We start from the raw sequence: 17,925 nt of genomic DNA on the forward strand, positions 1-17,925 counted from the left end.
TCTCGGGATGAGAAGCGGCATGCATCAGGCGGGAAGCCTACCAACCCATTAAATCCCGAGACAAGCACAGGAGAAACCTCATGTCTCTTTCCCAGATGCAGGTATTTAACAAGTACTTCATGCCTGCCACCATCGAAACGCTGGCCCAGATGGTCAACAAGTTCAATGCCGCTTCCGGCGGTACAATCCGTCTGACCACGGAAGGCTTCGAAGGCGATTTCCTCCAGGAATCGTTTTACGCGGCGATCCATTCGGCCCGTCGTCGTGTTGACCGCTATGCGGCCAATGCCGATCAGGCTGCGACCGATCTGACCCAACAGAAGCATACCTCGGTCAAGGTTGCCGGCGGCTTCGGCCCGGTTCGCTATGAGCCTTCCCAGATGACCTGGCTTGAAAAGCCGACCGCTGAAGGCATCGAAGTGGCTTCGCGCAACTTTGCTGAGGCACTGCTTCAGGACCAGCTCAACACGGCTATTGCAGCTCTTGTTGCCGCAATCAGCAATCAGGGTGCGGATACGACCGTTGATGTGTCCGCAACTGGTCCGGTGACCTATGCGGCAATCAACAACAGCCATGCGCTGTTCGGCGATCATTCCGGTCTGCTCGTTGCGCAGGTTATGGACGGTGCGACCTATCACGGGTTCATCGGCCAGAACATCGCCAACGCTCAGCAGCTGTTCCAGGCTGGAACTGTCCGCGTGATCGACATTCTGGGCAAGATCTCGGTTATCACCGATGCTCCGGCGCTCTTCACTGCAGCGGCTGGCGAGGATCCGGCAATGCGTCGTGTCCTTTCACTCGTTGCTGGCGCAGCCACGATTACGGATAGCCGGGATATCATCTCGAATATCCAGACCACGAACGGCAAGCAGCGGATCGAAACGACCCTGCAGATCGATTACACCTTCGGTCTGGGCCTCAAGGGCTACACCTGGGATGAGACCAACGGCGGCAAGTCTCCGACCGATGCCGAACTCGCCACGGGCAGCAACTGGGACAAGGTCGTTACCTCGATCAAGCACACGGCGGGCACTCTCGCGGTTGGTGCTGCGCAGTAAGGCAACACGGGCGGGCTCAGGCTCGCCCTTTCTCATTCGAGGGTTCCACATGACCAAAGAACAGAAGATCGCCTATGTCGTTCACCCGGTATCGGCCAAGATGAAGCAGTCTCTCCGTGAAAACGGAATGAAGATTGTCGATGCCCGGTTTGCTCCGGAAGACACCAAGATCATCAATCCGCACAAGAAGCGGGAGAAGGCGCCAGCTCAGCAATCACAGGTTACCGTTGATGGCATCGGAACCGACAGCGGCAACCAGTTCAGTGAAGAGCAGCTTCGGGCGGCGATTGAAACCGCAACCGGCAAGGCTCCGCATCCTTCAGCCAAGCTTGAAACGCTGATCGACAAGTTCAACGAACTGAATGCGGCGGCGAGCGCAGAATGAGCAACAAAGACCGCGTGATTTGGTGTGATCGCGGTTGGCAACCAGTCTATTTCGGCTTCTGCCCTTCAAAGCAGGCATGGAAGCGCGAGATGAAACGATTGGACTGCAAGGAACCCTATCCAGATACAGACGGGCGATGCACCACTTTCACCAATGACGGGAAGGTGGTTGTCCTCGTCACGATCCGCGACGGGAGCGAGAATGAACGGTCGATTACTGAAATCACCGGCCTTCTTGTCCATGAGGCTACTCACGTCTGGCAGACAATCCGCAATGACATTGGTGAGCAAGACCCGTCGCCAGAATTCGAGGCATATTCGATACAGGCGATATTCCAGGGCTTACTCTCAGCATTTCAGGAAACGCGAGGTTTGAACTGATGCCACTCATCACCACTCCTGGCGATCCTGACGCTGACAGCTACGTCGATCTGGACGAGTTCAAGGCCTACTGCGGAAAAGTCGGCTATGACCTTGAAGGTAAAACCGATGCCGAACTTGAGCAATCCTTGCGTCGTGGCACGACATGGCTAGACGGAACCTATGGTCAACGGTTCATCGGTGAACCCGCTACGGTAGAGCAAGCACTGGAATGGCCTCGAAAGAACGCCGTGTGGCGCGGCGCGCTGTTGCCGAGCACGACGATACCGCAACGGATCAAGAACGCGCTGTGCGAAGCCGCTTGGCGGGAATTGAGCGCACCGGGAAGCCTCTCGCCTGACTACGTGCCAGCCGAAGCGATCAAACAGGAGGTAGTGGGGCCAATCTCGACCACTTATCAGGATACGAACGGTGGAGCCTCCGATGTTCTACCCGTTTTGAGCATCGTCGACGGCATCCTTGCCGGGTTCACCCGCGGCAAGGGCCCCGGTGTGTTCGGATCGGCAGCAAGAGCCTAAAGCATATCGTTATATGGCTGCTTCGTTTCGCCAACCAAACGGGCAAGTTCGGTGAAGTTCCACGGACGTTCTGCGCCGGTAGTATTGGCGATTTGAAGAACCCTGATTGGAAAGCAGATTGCATCGCGATTGGACGGATTTAAGTCCTCAACAAAGCGATCATCTCCACGAGCGGTTGCTTCGGCCCGTCTGAGGGCTTCGTCAATCTCAACCTGAGAGAGAATGCCCTTCTCGACCAGTGCATGATTGATCGCGGCGAAAGCGAGGCACAGACCCTCGAGCTGCAAGTTTGCGACGTTCATGTTGTCCTCCTTCGGTTCCCGATGTTTTTCAACGCATTTGGTCGGGGATTTGATCCATTGGAGAGCGCCATAATGGCCAAGTTCAATTATGCCCGCTCGGTAGCCACTGCGAACCGATTGATCGACAAGTTCGGCCAGACTGGCGCTATCCGGCGTACTGAGACATCAGGCGTTCCGTGGAACCCCGGCACAAGCGATACCGACTATCCATGCACTCTTGTCGCGCTGGATTACGACCAGAAAGACGTAGACGGGACACTGATCAAGTCGACCGACAAGAAGGTTTATGTCGCCACCAAGGGCCTGACAATCCAACCGACGACAACCGATAAGGTTATTATCGGCGGTGTTGTCAGCACGATCGTCGAGGCAAAGCCACTCAATCCGGCGGGCATCATCGTGCTTTTCGAGTTTCAAACTAGGTCGTGATAATTATCTCATTCTACTATCGATGAGATTAGAAATTTCGTCATATGTCTCGTTCAGCTTGAGAGCGCTGCGTCTTGCGGCTTTGTATGCTCGTTCAAGTTCAGTAAACCGTCCTGAGTACCTATCGCCATACTCTGAATCTAGGAAGTTCGTGGAGTCGGGGGCATAGTAGGTATTCTTATGAATAGCAAAAGTGTAACCCAGCTCGCCGGTATCATCATCAACGTACTGGCGCGTCACGGCTACCACATTTCCTAGCTTACAAACGTAAACTTCGTGCGCTTGTTCTGTCCATTCGAACTTCCCTGTTTCAGTGGCCTCGGTTATTTTGATTATTAGCTCGGATAATTTCATAGCTGTGCACTCGCTTTTGTTTGGGCCACGGCTTCCCATCTGGCACTGATCTCCATCACGCCAGAAATTGCCTTAGTAAGTGAAACGCGATTGAACTTCTGATTGGGTTCAATCGCGAGGATCAATTGATAGTCAACAATTCCAAGTCTTCGTTTCAGATCTTGAGCGTCAGACTCGAGAAATTCGGCGTGCAGAGACTGTATATGTAAGCTTCTCTTGATTGGGTCAAACAACGCTTGTGCGACCGAGAATTGGTTATTTTGGATAGCGCTGGAGACCGCAATTAGCTGACCGCTAGCAAAGGCGGCGTTAGATGCATCAATGCGCAATTTAAGGGCGTCCGCGGCTGTTTTGGCAGCTACAGAAGCGCGCTTGGCAGCAGTTGCTTGATAAATCGCAAAGATTAGCCCAACGAAAGTTAGAATAAAGCCGATCCAGGTAACCCAGCCCATAACAGGGGCGGACACAAACCAATCAGCCCAGCTGAGTGGATCTATTGCCGTAGTAATAGGTTCGAGCCCGGATTCTGTCACGCTATCACCCCAAATGATTCCCCACACATTTGTTTATCACGGAGTGTAAAATGCTCAAGCGTCTCACGCCCCGCGAGCGGGTTGAAGCATTTATCGCGACATACGAGCCAATTCTGCGCGCCGCATTTATGGCAGCCGTGGATGATATCCGGTCCAACGTTGTCCTTCGGAGGGTCGTTGAACGGCTGGAGAAGGGCGATATATCCGGCGCGATTGATGCAATGTTCATTGAAGAGGCGGCATTCAATCCGCTCGAAGAGGCTCTACGTCAAGCGTTCAACGCGGGCGGCGTCGACACTGTATCCAACATGCCAGCTCTCAAAGACCCAGAGGGCCACACCGTCGTTATTCGATGGGATGCGCGAAATGTCGTTGCTGAAAACTGGCTACGCGATCATTCAGCAAGCCTTGTTTCGGGAATCGTCGCTGATCAGGTCGAAAGCATCCGCACCGCTCTGACGGAGAGCCTTGCTCGAGGCGACAACCCGACGAAGGCCGCAAAATCCATCGTTGGGCCGGTGAATCGGGCTACTGGAAAGCGAGAAGGTGGGATTATCGGTCTGACGGCAGCACTGGCCCGGTTCGTCCAGAGCGCTCGCGATGAACTGCTGTCCGGCGATCCTGCGCTGTTGCGGAACTACCTGGAGCGCGGCCGGCGGGATAAGCGATTTGACCGAACGGTGATGAAGGCGCTCAAAGAGCAAACCCCGTTGCCGGCGGATGTCGTGGACAGGATCGCCAATCGATACAGTGCGGGTCTGTTGAAACTTCGCGCCGATACGATAGCGCTGAATGAAACATTCGATGCGATGGCAGCGGCCAAAGACATCGCTTTTCGTCAGCAGATCGATAACGGGAACCTTTCGGCAGACATCGTCACCAAGACTTGGCGGCATACACCGCAGGAGCACCCGAGAGCGCAGCACGTGGCGATGAGAGGCCAGAAGGTCAGATATGACCAGCCTTTTGTCGCGCCTGACGGGACGTTGATTATGTATCCGCATGCGCCAGGCATTCCGGCTCGGCACAAGATCGGATGCAAGTGCATCGCCGAATACAAGATCGATTTCGTCGCTCAGTTGGTGGAATAATGGCCAAGTCTTTTGCTGCAACCGTCGGACAGTGGGCCGTTAAGGTCGATGGCGCGCTAGAAGTCGTGTTCAAAGAGAGCGCGCAGGAGCTAGTCAGCCAGATGGATAAGCTTCTGTCTGACATGGTCTATGACCAGCCATCGTCTGAGAAATACCGGCGAACCGGCTATCTTCGTGCGTCTCTGATGGCATCGCGTGAAGCCATGCCGAGGCTGTATCGTGACAATCCCGGCGGGTCGGTTCCTCCTGATCTGCAGCCAGTCATTCTGGTGATCAACAGCGCTGATCTCGGCGATACGATCTATCTCGGCTACACGGCGAACTATGCGGCCTATGTGCACTACGGTGCCAAAGGTTCGGCTCCCCGCCCGTGGGTAACGCTCATCGCTCAGTGGTGGGAGGAAATCGTTGCCGCCAAAGCCAAAGAAGTGAAGCAAAGGCTCAAGCTCTGATATGACTATCGAGAAGAGTATAGAAAACGCTCTGTTCGAGCGTGTGGCTTCGTTGGTGCTTAATCCTGCGCTTCCGGTCGCTTGGCCCAATATCGCGTTCCAGCGGCCTGCGACGGGATATTTGCGCGTGACACATGTCCCGAACACATCGCGCCGCCGGTTCGTCGGGTCGACTGAGCCGCACCAAAGACGCGGCATTCTTCAGATTGACGTATTCCTGCCGCTGAACGGTGGCACAACAAGTTCGACAGAGAATGCAGGGAAGGTGGCCGAACATTTCCCGACGGACCTTATGCTGCCGAAAGACGGATTGTCCGTTCGCATCACCAAGGCGCCCGACATCGCGCGAGGGTTCAGCGACGAGACGCACTGGCAAGTGCCGGTGACGATCTCATACGACTGTTTCGCATAACTTTCATCCGGCCTGAGCCGTTAACAGCCCCGATCCGGGGCTTTTTTCATATGGAGAAGACCCATGATTACAACTGCTTCGGGCTCTACGATTGCTATCGGGCCTGCAACTCCCGTAACCGGTGCCAATGAGGCCGCTATCATCACAGCATATAAGGCTCTGGCGTTTGTTCCGGTTGGCGAGGTCCAGAACCTCGGCGAATTCGGCGACGAAGCCAATGACGTGACCTTCACGTCATTGTCGGATGCCCGGGTGCGCCATCTTAAGGGTGCTCGGGATGCTGGCGTTCTCGCCCTGGTGTGTGGTCGTGATCCTCTCGACGCCGGCCAGATCGCGCTGAGGGCGGCTGAAAAAACCAATCTGGCTTACGCTATCCGTATCATCGCGAACGATGCGCCAGATGAAACCGGAACCCCGACCGAGTTCTATTTTCACGCGCTCGTACAGTCGGCCAAGGAAAGCTACGGCGAAGCTGACGATGTGGTCACCACGGCTTTCAATCTCGGCATTACGACCGCTGTGTTTGAAGAAGAAGCCACAGCCGGAACGCCGTAATACCAACAGCTTATCAACCGTTTCTCCACAGACGTATCAACAGGAAACTCACAGATGGATCTGTCAGTATTTGACGGCGCGGCGAAGGCATTTGACGAAGGATTCGAGGTGGATATCGTTCACCCGACCACCGGCAAAAAGCTGGGCATGAAAGTTCGTGTTGCGTCGTATCAGTCGCAGCGCGTTCGTGATGTTCAGCGGCGCCTGGCCAATGCCAATATCCGCGACCAGAAGCGCAACCCAAAGAAAACCCAGACCGTTGAGGAAGTCGAAGAGCGCGCAATCGACGTGATGGTGGCTGCTGTGCTCTCTTGGGAAGGGTTCGAACGTGGCGGAAAGCCGATCGAATGCACGAAGGAGAACGTTCGTACTGTTCTGTCGAATCCCGATCTCTGGTTCATTGCTGAGCAGATCGATTCTGCAGCGGATAACCAATTGGCTTTCATCAAGGCCTTGCCAACGACCTGATATCGTTCGGTGAGGCCGTATTCGCCATACGTCGGCCATCTGTGCTGCCTGACTTCCCAGGAGAGCTACGGCACGTCTGGGAATGGTTTCTCGACCTCAATTCGAGGCGATCTGTCGGCATGGCTGCCAACCCTATCTCCTACGTCGATATTGACGCGTATTGCCGACTTTATGGCATCGCTATGCTGGCGTGGGAGATCGAAATGATCTGCTTATTGGATAACGCCATCCTCGCTGTCACGCGGGCAGGGCAGAAAACGAAATCCAGCGATCAATTGAAGAACGAAACGCCAGCCAGCGATGGCCATGGCGTTGCGTCGCTGTTGCGCGGGTTTAAACGGAAGAAGGGGTAGGAGGTGACAAATGTGTTTCGTTGATCCATATATAGCGAGAAGGAGATTGCTATGGGATTGATGGCACTGCAACAGGAGTTTGAAGGGCTTTCGGCAAACTTGCCGGCGGCTCCGACTTTTGTTGCTCGTGCGAACAGTGAAGCTGACGATCCAATGGCCGACTTTGCTCAAGCTTTGAAGATTTTCAAACGACAGATTACAATCTGGCGATCAAATCTTCTCATATCGATTGAGCAGTTACGCGACATTCTTGACAAGGCAGAGGAACTTGATCGTCAGACAGGTACCGGTGCCTCCATTGCGTTCATATTTGATGAAGCCTTGCCGACTCTTTATGAAAAAATGGATGAAGTTGAGGTTAGCGCGCGACGGAGTTTTATGGATATCCAAGAGAACCCAAAGCTTAGCCTGCTCGAAAAGGTTTCTCCGCGGCATAAAAAGATCGCCCGCCTCATCAGGAAAAAAACTGATGAGGCTTTCCACCTTCAGATGGAATATCTAACTCAGATTCGTCAAAAACTGTGGCAAGTAGCGGACGAATATGACCCAGAGAACAAGCCTACGGGGCATGTATTGAAAGCCGGGGACGATTTCGATAGCTGGTTTGATCGGATCGTCGCCGCAGAATGATGGAAATTGACTATACCAATCGGTTCAAAAAGTCAGTCCAGCGTCTATCAGTAGATCAGCAAAAGCTGGTGGCAGCGGCACTTAAATTGTTTCGCTCCGATCCGAGTCACAAAGACCTGGATTTCAAAAAGCGCACTGGGTCGAAGTATTTCACAATTCGTGCGGATATTCGAATAAGAATCGCGATGACGCGTGAAGGGGATAGGGTCTATCTCCTTCATCTTGCAGGGAATCATGACGACATAAACTCAATGGATCGGCAGAAAAGATAAGGGGGAGCTTGCCCCCCTTAGTTCCCTAACTCCTATTTCAACGATGAAGCCATCTTCCCGCACATAGGGAAGCCACCAATACGAATATAGACAGTAACGCCCCGCGTGTGATCAATTTGCGTGCCCCTTTGCTTTCTCAGCCAATCAAAGCCGAGTCGTGGGCAAGTGTCGAGCTGGCGGTGCGTTACTAATAACAGCCCAACTGTGTCGCTTCGGCTTGTGCCTGAGCCCGCTCAGCTTCAAGTATGCCCGCATAGTTAGTCCGGCTGAGCAGTTGTTGGCACCGGACTTCTTTGTTTGTTTGATTCGATGATTGATTACTCGCGCAACTAGAAAGAACGAGCAGTGCAAAGCAGGCGGTCATAAGTGCTTTCATGTGGTTTCCCTCTTTCGGGGAATTATAGCGCGTGGTTCGAGGGTGGGTAGTGTGGTGGCGGATGTTGTCAGCATAACGGAGCGCCTCCCCAGGGCCGCTCCTAATTTCCTAACTCTTGTTTCAAGGACGAGGCCAACTTCCCGCACATGGTCGGGTTGAATAGCGAGAAATTGGCTTGCTCTTTTTCCTGCGGTTGATCTGCAAGTTTCTTCACAGCGTTGTTTGCAGTCTCTTCGGGGTTCTCCACTTCAGCGAGGGTCAGAAAATTGATTAATGCTCGTCTAGCGTCCTCAACGATTTCCGGCATGTCTAGCCGCTTATTACATTGATCTGCAAAGATGAGGCGTGTGAATGACTTTTGTAGCTGTTCCCTCTTTTCCGGTGCCACCTCAATTGGCTGAGAAATAGCGGGGGCGGCTAAGGTCAATGCAAATGCTAAAACACTTGACCTAATCATTTAAACTCTTCCTTCGACCCATCTTCGTACAGGACGGCGGAAACGCAGATCTTAGCGGTGACATCTTGAGGGCGGACTTTTGCCAGACGGGCCGCGCTCCAGGCTCCCTTTTCGACTAGGACGGCTTTGGGTTTGATTACGGTATCGGGATCGAGAGCAAGGTTTGCGATTTTCTCGCCAAATGGATCAACGAAAAGTGCGACGGCTTTGAGCATGCGGATTTGTTTGTCGCTGTTGCTTTGTAGCGTCATACTGACGGACACGCTCCCGAAATCCCCAGGTTTCGCTGACCAATCTTTAATCGTGAGCAGTTGAGAATTAAGGTTGCCACAGTCTGCGGTTTCAGCCGCTGCCGTGCTGGCCCAGAGCCCCGCAATCATTGCCCCGATGAATATGTACTTCATGCCCCGTCTCCTTCTAGGTGGCGAGGACGATAGCTTTCGCCTGAAAGGAACGCAACATGGCTGATATCGCTACTCTCGGCTTGGAAGTCCGCAGCGATCAGGTCGAGAAAGGCACTCGTTCGCTCGATAAGATGTCCGGTGCTGCTAAGCGGGCGGAAGCGGCAGTAAATGGCTTTTCCTCGACCAGTTCTGGTGCAGCGTCAGCGGCTTCGCGGCTTTCAGCCGGAATGAATGGTGCCGAAGCCGGATTAGAACGGGTTGCAGGTGCCGCGCGGCAAGCGCAGCAATCGCTACGTTTGGCCAGTGTAGCGGCCAATGACAACATCAGAGCTGCCAGCAAGTTCAATACGGCCAATATCGCAGCACAGTTTCAGGATATCGCGGTTTCCGCTCAAATGGGTATGGGTGCATTCCAGATCGGCTTGCAACAGGGCACTCAGCTGGCAGCGGTTATCAGCACGATGGAGAACCCGTTACGCGGGCTCGGCGCGGCATTCATGTCCGTCATCTCGCCAGTTAGCCTCTTGACCATCGGCCTTGTGTCGTTGTCCGCGGCTGGCCTGCAGATGGTGGATTGGCCAAAGCGCGCTTCGCAAGCCCTGATTTTCCTAGCGGATAACCTGAAGGCTATAGCGCCATATGCTACTACTGCAGCTGCGGCACTCGCGTTGATCTATGCGCCGAGCGTCATCGCGGGCATGGTAAATCTGATCGCTTGGATGGGCCGTGTCTCTGTAGCTGCGATCAGCATGGGTGCATCGTTCGCGCTCGCTAATCCTGCCACCGCTCTGGTTGCTGGGTTTGCAGCAGCCGTTATAGCCGCAAACATATTCCGCGATGAACTGACCAAGATCATTGGCTTTGATATCGTCGGAGCAGCGAAGAGCGGGGTAAATTCTATCGTGGCTGCTTTTGTCGGCAGCTATAATGCGATTGTGAACGGATGGTCTGCCCTTCCAGGGGCTTTTGCTGATCTGTCCGTTCAGGTCGCTAATAATTTTCTTGGTGGCATCCAGTACATGGTGCGCGAGACTGTAAGTCTTGTGAACGGCATGATTATAAGCATCAATGGTTCCCTACGGAACGGCTTTGATGCCCTGGGATTGGATCGTTCTGGTGCGCCACAGTTTCCGGATCTTGGCCCATTACGTAACTACAAGATTAGCCAAATCGAAAACCCCTATGCAGGTCAGGCCCAAGCATTTGACAACAGCGTCCTAAAATCCATTCAGGACGCGCAAAAGACTGATTACGTCGGTAATATGTACTCCGCTATAGAAAGTGGGGCATCTACCGCAGCGGACAAGCTGAGGGAGCTTGCCAAGGGTCTTACCGATGTCGATGAAAAGACGAAGAAGGGTAAGAAGGGGCGCCACGGCAAGACCGACGCCGAATATTATCAGGACATCATTGACGGTGCTGATCGGCGAATAGCGTCACTTCTGGTCGAACAGCAGGCCCTTGGCATGACCGAAGAAGCGGCAAACGCTCTTCGGTATGAACAGGATCTGCTTAATCAGGCTCAACAGCACGGTATAGAGCTCACACCGAAGCAGGCCGACTATATCAAGATGCTTGCGGGGACCATGGCGGGTCTGGAATCTGCAATCCAGAAAACCCAAGATGCGATTAACTTCGCTAAGGATACGACGAAGGGTTTCTTCTCCGATATGGCGAATGGACTTGCCAATGGGCGAGGTTGGTGGGGTTCACTTGCGGACGCTGCGGTAAATGCAATCACCAAGATTGCGGATGCTCTGATCGATAGCGGGATAGATTCGCTCTTTGGTGGAAGCGGCTTTGGCAGCCTCTTAGGCGGGTTGTTCGGCGGAAAATCGGCAGACCCGTGGTCAGGCCTGCGGCTTGCAAGCGGCGGCTACGTATCCGGTCCCGGCTCCGCGACCTCTGATAGTATTCCGGCTTGGCTTTCTAACGGCGAATTCGTCATGAATGCCCAAGCAACCAAGGCATTCGGGCCGTGGTTGCAGGCGATGAACGATAATAAGTTGCGCGGCTTTGCCTATGGCGGTCCGGTCGACGGGAATGTCGTCTCTATGCCGTCTCGCTCCACCTTGCCGAGTGTTCGAGAGGCTGCTGTTAGCGGCGGTCAGCAGACTGTTCGTATCATCACGGAAACCCGTTTCGTGAACGATGGAAACTTCCAGAACTATATCAAGGGCGAAGTTGAGGAAGGTTCTGTGAAGACCTTCAAGGCCGGTATTCAGAAATACGACAAGGGCGGCGCCGTTCGTGCCGCTCGTGATCTGCGTCAGGTGAACCAGAGAGGTTATGCGAAATGAGTATCAGCCTCCCTGCCTTCATCGAGTATCAAGCTGGCCGTCCACGACTGAACAAGCCAATTTCCATGTCTCGGTATGGTGAACGCGCCATATCAATGATTCAGAACGGTGATGAGTGGTGGACGGTCAATATCGAAACCCAGCCAATGTATGATGAAAGCTTGGCCGAGTTCGAGGGCTGGCTTGCACAAGCGCAGAACGGCATGGAGACGATTGTTTACACGGTTCTCGGCAAGCAATCGTTGCCGCGAGCCTACTGGAGCAATCCGAATAGCCCCGTTCCGGCTGACAATGGTTCGCTGACGTCGGTCACCAATGGGAAAACCCTACTGATTGGCGGCGTGACTGTGGGATTGACGATGACGAAAGGCGATTTGATTTCGCTCACGACTGGAGCCTATCACAGCCTCCATCGAGTGACTGCCAATGCGACAGCAGGGGCGACAATCACGCTGCCCGTTGAGCCGCCGGTGCCGTCATACATCGCCAACGGGGCAACGGTTCGCTTCAAAGACCCGGTTCTGAATACCCGGATTGTTCCGGGATCGACCGAAGTTGAAGATGGCGTAATGCCAACGGCAAAGTTTCAAATCATTGAGGTGCCGAAATGAATGTTACCGAAACTCAATAGTGAAATTCACGGGGCCGATATATTTCGATTTCAAGGGTTCGCATTCCAGAATCAGATCTGAAGCGTCTTTCCCGAATGTAACGTTGCCGTCGTCTCCGTTGTGTCTGACTTCAATCTCTTGAAATATTCCACCTTCCGAGACAACGAGTTTGATCGATGCTTTGCCGTCTAGTGGTATCCCTTTGACCTTACTCAACTTGGATACACACTGGATTATTTCCGTTCGGAGCTCCTCTATTTCCTGCTGAGCGTATTCTTTGGGTGGTCCATAACCGGCCAAGACAATTGATGCAGCAGGTACGAAAAGCAATCGAACATTCCGCTGCATCGTCTTGCCTCCAAAAATCGTCGATCGCTCGTATTACGATGAGTTTATCACATGGCTTTCCCAGCACGTCTACAGCAATTGCTCAACGAGGGCAGGGGCAAGATCGCCTCTGCCGTGAAGTTCGAGTTCGGCACCGGCATTTACGGCTTCTTCTCAGGCAAAGGCAGTCAGGGTTACGGCGGTCTGACCTATCACGGCAATACGCTGATCGATATCGACGAGCCAATGTATGCGCTCGGCACCGCAGCGCAGCCGGTGACAATGCGCCTTCCTGCAGCAGCGGACTTCGGCCTGACCCCAGACAAACTGGGCCAGATCGAGCAGGAAGATTACAAGAACCGTCCTGTCACGTTTTACGACTTCTATTTTGACCCAGATACAAACGCTTTCCTTCACGCCGAGCCGACCTGGTACGGTTATGTGGATACTATCGACCACCGGGAGGAAAGCGACAATGTTTGGCTGGAAGGCAATATCGAGACCGGTGCAGTCGACAATTTCCGCGAAGGTTATCGTTATGCCTCGCATGAGGATCAGCAGCTTGTTTCGGCGGGCGACATGCTTTTCGAGCACGCAGCGAGGACCAAGAATGAATTCTTCAAAATCAAGTTCGGTTAGGGTCACTGGCTGGGATCGGGCGCTAGAAGACCTCGCGACCGCTCATGTCTCGATCATCCCGAAATGGGGTGTTTCAGACTGCCTGATGACAGCAGCTGATGCGATCAAGGTCGTTACCGGAGAAGACCCGCTTTCGCAGTTTCGCGGCAAGTACAAGACGGAAGCAGGCGCGGCTCGCAAGATGCGCGCCAATGGCTGCGAGAACGTCAAGGATGTGTTTGAAACCTATCTCCAGCTTGAGCCGGTCAATCGCCTCTCTGCGCGCCGGGGTGATGTCGGTGTGATGCGGATCAATGACGAATACGTGGCCGGGTTCATCTGTGGATCAGGCTTTGCTGTGAAACAGCCGCACGGGCTCACGTTCTTTCCGGTGACCGATATCGAGCAGGCCTACAGGGTCGGCAGCTAACCACAACTACAATTTGCGCCTTTGAAGGTCCGCCAGCAGCGGGCCTTTTTTGTTGCGCGTGCATGAGGCTTCCATATGCCATTCCTAGCACCTATTGGCGCTTTCATTGGAGGCGTTGTGTCCAGCGTTGCCGCATGGGCGGCAGCAAGCCCGATCCTTGCCGGTATTGCGCAGACAGCCTTCGGCATTGCAGCTAAGTTTGCTCTCAATGCAATATTTCCGCCAAAGACGCAGAGCCGCGCTTCCGAACTGGAAACTCAGTACGGGGCAAACATCCCGCGTTCAGTCATTCTTGGCACGTGTGCGACCGAAGGTCATCATATCTATCGCAACAGCTACGGCAGCGGCGGGCGTCTCATTCAGGACGTGTTCGTCCTGTCCAGCTTCCGTATCACCGCTGTGCCGCGTGTACGCTACAACGGTGAGTGGCGTTCGCTAGTGCAGCAAGATGCTGACGGATACTGGCTTGTGCCGAACGAAGGGACGAGTGGCGACGATCACGACAACGTCCGGGTGAAGTTCTATTACGGCACGATGGATCAGCTAGCAGAGCCGACGCTGATCAATAATGCCCGCCCTGCCGGTCGCTGGACTGCGAACCATCGTGGCGCTGGCATTGCCTATGCCATCGTGTTTTCGGAACTGCGCAAGAACGGCGATGGCCTGACCTCGCCAGCCAAGTTGCTGTTCGAAGTCGTTGGCGCTCCGCTGTACGACTGGCGCAAGGACAGCACCATGGGCGGTTTGGGCGCGCATCGCTGGAATGACCAGAGCACGTGGGAATATTCCGATAATCCGCCAGTCCAGATCTACAATCTGGAGCGCGGTTTCTTCAACGGAACCCAGCGCATGGTCGGCAAGGCCGTTCGTGCAAGCCGCCTCCCATTGGCAGAATATACCCAGGCTGCGAACATCTGCGATGAATCCATGCCGGACGGTTCGAAGCGTTATCGTGCACATGCGATTGCCAAGGATGGTCCCGGAGCGAACCACGATGCCAACCTGATGCCGATCCTAGAAGCGATGTGCGGCTCATGGGTTGAGCGCGTTGATGGTGAATTCCCGATTGCAGGCGCGCCACAGGCAATCGTTGCCACGATCACGGACGACGATATCAAGCGTGGTGCACCGCTTCGCTTCAGCGCGAAACGCAAGCGGACTGAGCTTATCAACACTGTTGCGGCTTCTTATGTCTCACCGGAAGATTTCTACGAGACGAAGGACGCGGCAACCCGCATCGATGCAGGCGCTCTGGCCGAAGATCGGGAAACGCTGGCCAGCGCCATTCCTTACGCCGCCGTCACCGATGTACGGCAGGTGGACAGGCTGGCAGACATCGCAATTCGTGGCGCTCGCTATCAGGCGTCGGCGGAAATCGTCGTTCATCCGAAGTTCCTCGACACGATCAAGGAAGGCCGGTGGGTTCGCTGGAATAGCGCCAAGTATGGCGATCGCACGTTTCAGGTGCTGACCCGCCAGCTTGGTGGGATCAATACCGATGGCGCTCGCGATATCTCGCTGTCTTTGCAGCAGATCAGCAACGGGGTCTTCGACCCGACCGCATACGAAACAAATCCGCCCAACATCATCGTTGTCCCGCCGCCGCAGTATCTGGCCGAGGTGCAGAACTTCGATGTCATTCCAACCATCGTCAAGGCTGATGGAGCTGGAGAACTACCGGGTGCCCGACTGCTGTGGGATACGATCGATGACATTTCTGTTGTCGGTGTCGATATCGAGTACTGGCCGGCCAACGATCCAAACCAGGTATTCAAGCGCTTCGTGACGTGGGACGTGGTGAACGTTCTTCTGGTCGAAGGCCTGACCTCTCTTACGGACTGGTTCGTTCGGACGCGCCTGCGTGTCGATAATGGGCGTGCTGTGGCGTGGGCCGCGGCAAAGCCATTTCGGACGCTGAATGCACAAGGTGATCAAAACCCGATCGATTATGAAGCTCTGGCCGATGATCTGAAAGGTTATCTCGGCTGGATAGGGCCACAGGTGCGCGAACTGATCCGTCTCAGTCAGGAGCTGGTGACACAAATTGCTGACAACCATGCCAATGCCTATGAGGACCGGCAGATGCTGGTCCGCAGACTGGAAAGCACGTTCGGCAGTGCTCAAGCACAGTGGGAGGAAGCCATTTTCGTCGCCACCGGGCCAAACAGCGCCATCGGGCAGCAACTCACGACGATCAATGCTCAGCTGTTCGACGTGAACGGCGCGAGCATCATTCAGTTGCTGCAAGTGCGGGTTGATGGTGTCGAGGATGATGTAGCGGCGCAAGCCAATCTCATCACGCAGCTTTCCTCCAATATCGGTGAAGTGTCAGCCAATGCCACTTTCCGGATGGGCACTTACAATGCTCCATCGGGCTGGAATGCGCGTATCGGCATGGAAGTGCGTGGCGGGACTGCCGACAGCTTCAAGAGTGCTGGCATGTTCCTTGACGTGACCAGCACTCAGGCGCGCATCGCCTTCATCGCTGAACAGATCGTGTTTTCGAACGGTACCGAGTTCTTCAAGCCTTTCGTCATCCAGAACAACGTGATGTACGGCGAAGGCTTCGTCATGGATTGGGCGAAGATCGTAAATGTTTCGATCCAGTGGGCACAGATACAGAATGCCGTTATCAATAATCTGGTCGTCGGAACAAGCAATCTGGATTTCGGGGCAGTCACAGGCGGTTCACGCGCTTCATTCAACCAGCTTCTGAACGGATCAACCGGAGCTGTTGCGGCCCTGACCATTAACAATCCGGTCGGCAACAAGACTATCCCCGGCTGCAATGTTTCCCTAACCTATTCGTCTACGGGTTCAATGACGCTGAAACTGGCGCTCCTGAATATAACCACCGGTGCAGAGATAATCTCGAACACCGGCACGGCTTCGGGCGGTAGCAACACACTGACCCTTGGCGGCAGCAATGTCGATTTCAGTTCGGTTGCCGGAAACAACGTCTACGGGCTTCAGGTAACCGTACTGGCCAGCAGCGGAACCACAACAGTGAACAATACTGTCGGGACCGTACAAGCGCTCTTCTGGAAGCGCTGACTTTCATCAAAATCCAATCATAGGAAACCGCGTTGACGGCGCGGGGAGGTATTTCATGGCTGTTCTGTCGGACTATACCGATGGCACGATCACCGTAACCAATGGATCGGTTGATTTCACGGGCACGGACACGCTCTGGCGAAGTGCTGCATTTCGAGAGGGTGATACCGTCCTTCTACAGGGCTTCACCGGAGTGATCGCCGGTACGTCGGACGATGATCCGCTGATCTTGTCCAACACGACAGGGCAGTTCACCGAGCCGTGGCCGGGTGCAAGCGGTACGTTCAACTATCGGATGCGCTATCAGCCAGACAATGCCCGTTTTTCGGCGAAAAGCACGGCTCTGATCAATCTTCTCGCCAACGGAATTCTGCGCGGGATTGCGGACATCGGTGTTGAAGATGGTAAGCTGCTGATCGGCAACGTTGCGGGCCTTTATGATCTCATCGATAAATCAGAGCTTGGCATCCAAGACCCCAACGGCAGTATTGGGAAGCTTGCGGCGCTGCAGCTGGCTGCAAACATGGTTCTTCGGACAAACGCCGAAGGAGCAATGGAACAGTCTCAGTTAACGTCATCCGGCGTGGCGCTCTTAAAGGCTCCACCAGTCGCGGACGGCCAGTTTCTATACGCAATTGGACCGGACGAATTTTCTGTCGCTACGCTCACGACATGGTCGCGCAGTTTTCTGGCTTCACCAGATGCGGCCGAGCAGCGCCGTATCATCGGCTATAATCGACCGGCATTCAAAGCGCATCTCGCTGCCAATCAGCTTGTCTATAACGGCACGACTAATCTGACCTTCACGGCAGCGCCTTTGAATGTCAACAACGGGTGGTCAGGCGGCAGGTTTACCATCACCCAGCCAGGCACCTATTTCTTCATGTTGAATATTACGATTGGCGATGGCTTTGCCGGGCAGTTCATCCCGCAGATATTCGTCAGTAACGGTACAAATCCATCATCTGTCTACAGTGAGGTCGTTGCCCCCATCGGGCCGCAGAGTGCGCAGCGGTTCTATGCCGGAGGAAACGTGGGAGCCGCTATATGGCTCAACACAGGATCTTACGTAGAATTCAAGCTGGTGTTGGATGCCGTACAGGGCAACCCGTACATGGGTGCCTTTCGGTGTTCTGCGACCGGCTTTTTGATGTGA

23 protein-coding genes are annotated in these 17,925 nt (G+C 54.4%); 18 read left to right on the forward strand and 5 right to left on the reverse strand.

Translation table 11 applies throughout. The features are described from left to right. Positions 1-80 precede the first annotated feature (80 nt). The 4 genes from AC1RHM_RS11740 to AC1RHM_RS11755 are packed head-to-tail and all read left to right on the forward strand — an operon-like array spanning position 81 to position 2,341. Positions 81-1,058, forward strand: coding sequence for a major capsid protein (locus AC1RHM_RS11740; RefSeq protein ID WP_151576520.1), 978 nt, complete (start codon positions 81-83; stop codon positions 1,056-1,058). Between the two features lie 49 nt (positions 1,059-1,107). Next, positions 1,108-1,443 (forward strand): hypothetical protein, encoded by a 336-nt coding sequence (locus AC1RHM_RS11745; RefSeq protein ID WP_492332538.1) that lies wholly within the window; start codon positions 1,108-1,110, stop codon positions 1,441-1,443. Continuing rightward, positions 1,440-1,823 carry a hypothetical protein gene (locus AC1RHM_RS11750; RefSeq protein WP_492332539.1) on the forward strand — a complete coding sequence of 128 codons (384 nt, stop codon included), beginning with the start codon at positions 1,440-1,442 and terminating at the stop codon, positions 1,821-1,823. Before AC1RHM_RS11745 ends, AC1RHM_RS11750 begins: the two co-directional genes overlap by 4 nt. Continuing rightward, a complete protein-coding gene (locus tag AC1RHM_RS11755) occupies positions 1,823-2,341 on the forward strand; it encodes a DnaT-like ssDNA-binding protein (RefSeq protein WP_492332540.1) in 519 nt (172 codons plus the stop codon). Before AC1RHM_RS11750 ends, AC1RHM_RS11755 begins: the two co-directional genes overlap by 1 nt. On the opposite strand, the gene AC1RHM_RS11760 is transcribed toward AC1RHM_RS11755, so the two are convergent. Then, the gene (locus AC1RHM_RS11760) at positions 2,338-2,643 is read right to left on the reverse strand and encodes a hypothetical protein (protein ID WP_151576524.1); all 306 of its coding nucleotides are present in this window, start codon (positions 2,641-2,643) and stop codon (positions 2,338-2,340) included. The genes AC1RHM_RS11755 and AC1RHM_RS11760 overlap by 4 nt on opposite strands. Before the next feature lie 72 nt (positions 2,644-2,715). On the opposite strand from AC1RHM_RS11760, the gene AC1RHM_RS11765 reads away from it, so the two are divergent. After that, entirely contained in the window at positions 2,716-3,072 is a 357-nt protein-coding gene (locus AC1RHM_RS11765; RefSeq protein WP_492332541.1) for a hypothetical protein, read from the forward strand. 350 nt (positions 3,073-3,422) lie between these two features. On the opposite strand, the gene AC1RHM_RS11770 is transcribed toward AC1RHM_RS11765, so the two are convergent. Next, a complete protein-coding gene (locus tag AC1RHM_RS11770) occupies positions 3,423-3,959 on the reverse strand; it encodes a hypothetical protein (protein ID WP_204157898.1) in 537 nt (178 codons plus the stop codon). A gap of 50 nt (positions 3,960-4,009) precedes the next feature. Between AC1RHM_RS11770 and AC1RHM_RS11775 the strand changes: the two genes are divergently transcribed. The 7 genes from AC1RHM_RS11775 to AC1RHM_RS11805 all read left to right on the forward strand — a co-directional run bounded on the left by AC1RHM_RS11775 (position 4,010) and on the right by AC1RHM_RS11805 (position 7,920). Next, positions 4,010-5,050, forward strand: a complete 1,041-nt coding sequence (locus tag AC1RHM_RS11775; RefSeq protein ID WP_492332542.1) for a putative phage head morphogenesis protein — start codon at positions 4,010-4,012, stop codon at positions 5,048-5,050. After that, entirely contained in the window at positions 5,050-5,502 is a 453-nt protein-coding gene (locus tag AC1RHM_RS11780) for an HK97 gp10 family phage protein (RefSeq protein WP_492332543.1), read from the forward strand. Before AC1RHM_RS11775 ends, AC1RHM_RS11780 begins: the two co-directional genes overlap by 1 nt. Position 5,503: 1 nt before the next feature. Then, positions 5,504-5,914, forward strand: a complete 411-nt coding sequence (locus AC1RHM_RS11785) for a DUF4128 domain-containing protein (protein WP_258124116.1) — start codon at positions 5,504-5,506, stop codon at positions 5,912-5,914. Between the two features lie 63 nt (positions 5,915-5,977). Beyond that, entirely contained in the window at positions 5,978-6,469 is a 492-nt protein-coding gene (locus tag AC1RHM_RS11790) for a phage tail tube protein (protein ID WP_492332544.1), read from the forward strand. Between the two features lie 54 nt (positions 6,470-6,523). Continuing rightward, positions 6,524-6,937 (forward strand): hypothetical protein, encoded by a 414-nt coding sequence (locus AC1RHM_RS11795; RefSeq protein WP_492332545.1) that lies wholly within the window; start codon positions 6,524-6,526, stop codon positions 6,935-6,937. Between the two features lie 41 nt (positions 6,938-6,978). Continuing rightward, positions 6,979-7,290, forward strand: coding sequence for a phage tail assembly chaperone (locus tag AC1RHM_RS11800; protein WP_492332546.1), 312 nt, complete (start codon positions 6,979-6,981; stop codon positions 7,288-7,290). A gap of 51 nt (positions 7,291-7,341) precedes the next feature. Continuing rightward, the gene (locus tag AC1RHM_RS11805; protein ID WP_492332547.1) at positions 7,342-7,920 is read left to right on the forward strand and encodes a hypothetical protein; all 579 of its coding nucleotides are present in this window, start codon (positions 7,342-7,344) and stop codon (positions 7,918-7,920) included. 748 nt (positions 7,921-8,668) lie between these two features. Here AC1RHM_RS11805 and AC1RHM_RS11810 read toward each other — a convergent pair. Next, the gene (locus AC1RHM_RS11810; RefSeq protein ID WP_492332548.1) at positions 8,669-9,025 is read right to left on the reverse strand and encodes a hypothetical protein; all 357 of its coding nucleotides are present in this window, start codon (positions 9,023-9,025) and stop codon (positions 8,669-8,671) included. Further along, on the reverse strand, positions 9,022-9,429 hold the full coding sequence (locus AC1RHM_RS11815) for a hypothetical protein (protein WP_492332549.1): 408 nt from the start codon (positions 9,427-9,429) through the stop codon (positions 9,022-9,024). Before AC1RHM_RS11815 ends, AC1RHM_RS11810 begins: the two co-directional genes overlap by 4 nt. Positions 9,430-9,485: 56 nt before the next feature. Here AC1RHM_RS11815 and AC1RHM_RS11820 point away from each other — a divergent pair, with 56 nt between their 5' ends. Continuing rightward, entirely contained in the window at positions 9,486-11,729 is a 2,244-nt protein-coding gene (locus tag AC1RHM_RS11820) for a phage tail length tape measure family protein (protein ID WP_492332550.1), read from the forward strand. After that, entirely contained in the window at positions 11,726-12,340 is a 615-nt protein-coding gene (locus tag AC1RHM_RS11825; RefSeq protein ID WP_492332551.1) for a hypothetical protein, read from the forward strand. Before AC1RHM_RS11820 ends, AC1RHM_RS11825 begins: the two co-directional genes overlap by 4 nt. Before the next feature lie 3 nt (positions 12,341-12,343). Here the strand turns inward: AC1RHM_RS11825 and AC1RHM_RS11830 are convergent, their stop codons facing one another. After that, positions 12,344-12,688, reverse strand: coding sequence for a hypothetical protein (locus AC1RHM_RS11830; RefSeq protein ID WP_151576538.1), 345 nt, complete (start codon positions 12,686-12,688; stop codon positions 12,344-12,346). A gap of 51 nt (positions 12,689-12,739) precedes the next feature. On the opposite strand from AC1RHM_RS11830, the gene AC1RHM_RS11835 reads away from it, so the two are divergent. The 4 genes from AC1RHM_RS11835 to AC1RHM_RS11850 all read left to right on the forward strand — a co-directional run bounded on the left by AC1RHM_RS11835 (position 12,740) and on the right by AC1RHM_RS11850 (position 17,925). After that, positions 12,740-13,306: a hypothetical protein gene (locus tag AC1RHM_RS11835; RefSeq protein WP_492332552.1), complete on the forward strand. Its 567-nt coding sequence runs from the start codon at positions 12,740-12,742 to the stop codon at positions 13,304-13,306. Further along, a complete protein-coding gene (locus AC1RHM_RS11840; RefSeq protein ID WP_492332553.1) occupies positions 13,278-13,715 on the forward strand; it encodes a DUF6950 family protein in 438 nt (145 codons plus the stop codon). The genes AC1RHM_RS11835 and AC1RHM_RS11840 overlap by 29 nt, the downstream gene beginning before the upstream one ends. 117 nt (positions 13,716-13,832) lie before the next feature. Continuing rightward, a complete protein-coding gene (locus tag AC1RHM_RS11845; protein ID WP_492332554.1) occupies positions 13,833-16,769 on the forward strand; it encodes a phage tail protein in 2,937 nt (978 codons plus the stop codon). A gap of 55 nt (positions 16,770-16,824) precedes the next feature. Continuing rightward, positions 16,825-17,925 carry a hypothetical protein gene (locus AC1RHM_RS11850; protein WP_376912225.1) on the forward strand — a complete coding sequence of 367 codons (1,101 nt, stop codon included), beginning with the start codon at positions 16,825-16,827 and terminating at the stop codon, positions 17,923-17,925.

It is taken from the genome of Brucella sp. GW823-FHT04E01, assembly GCF_058796175.1.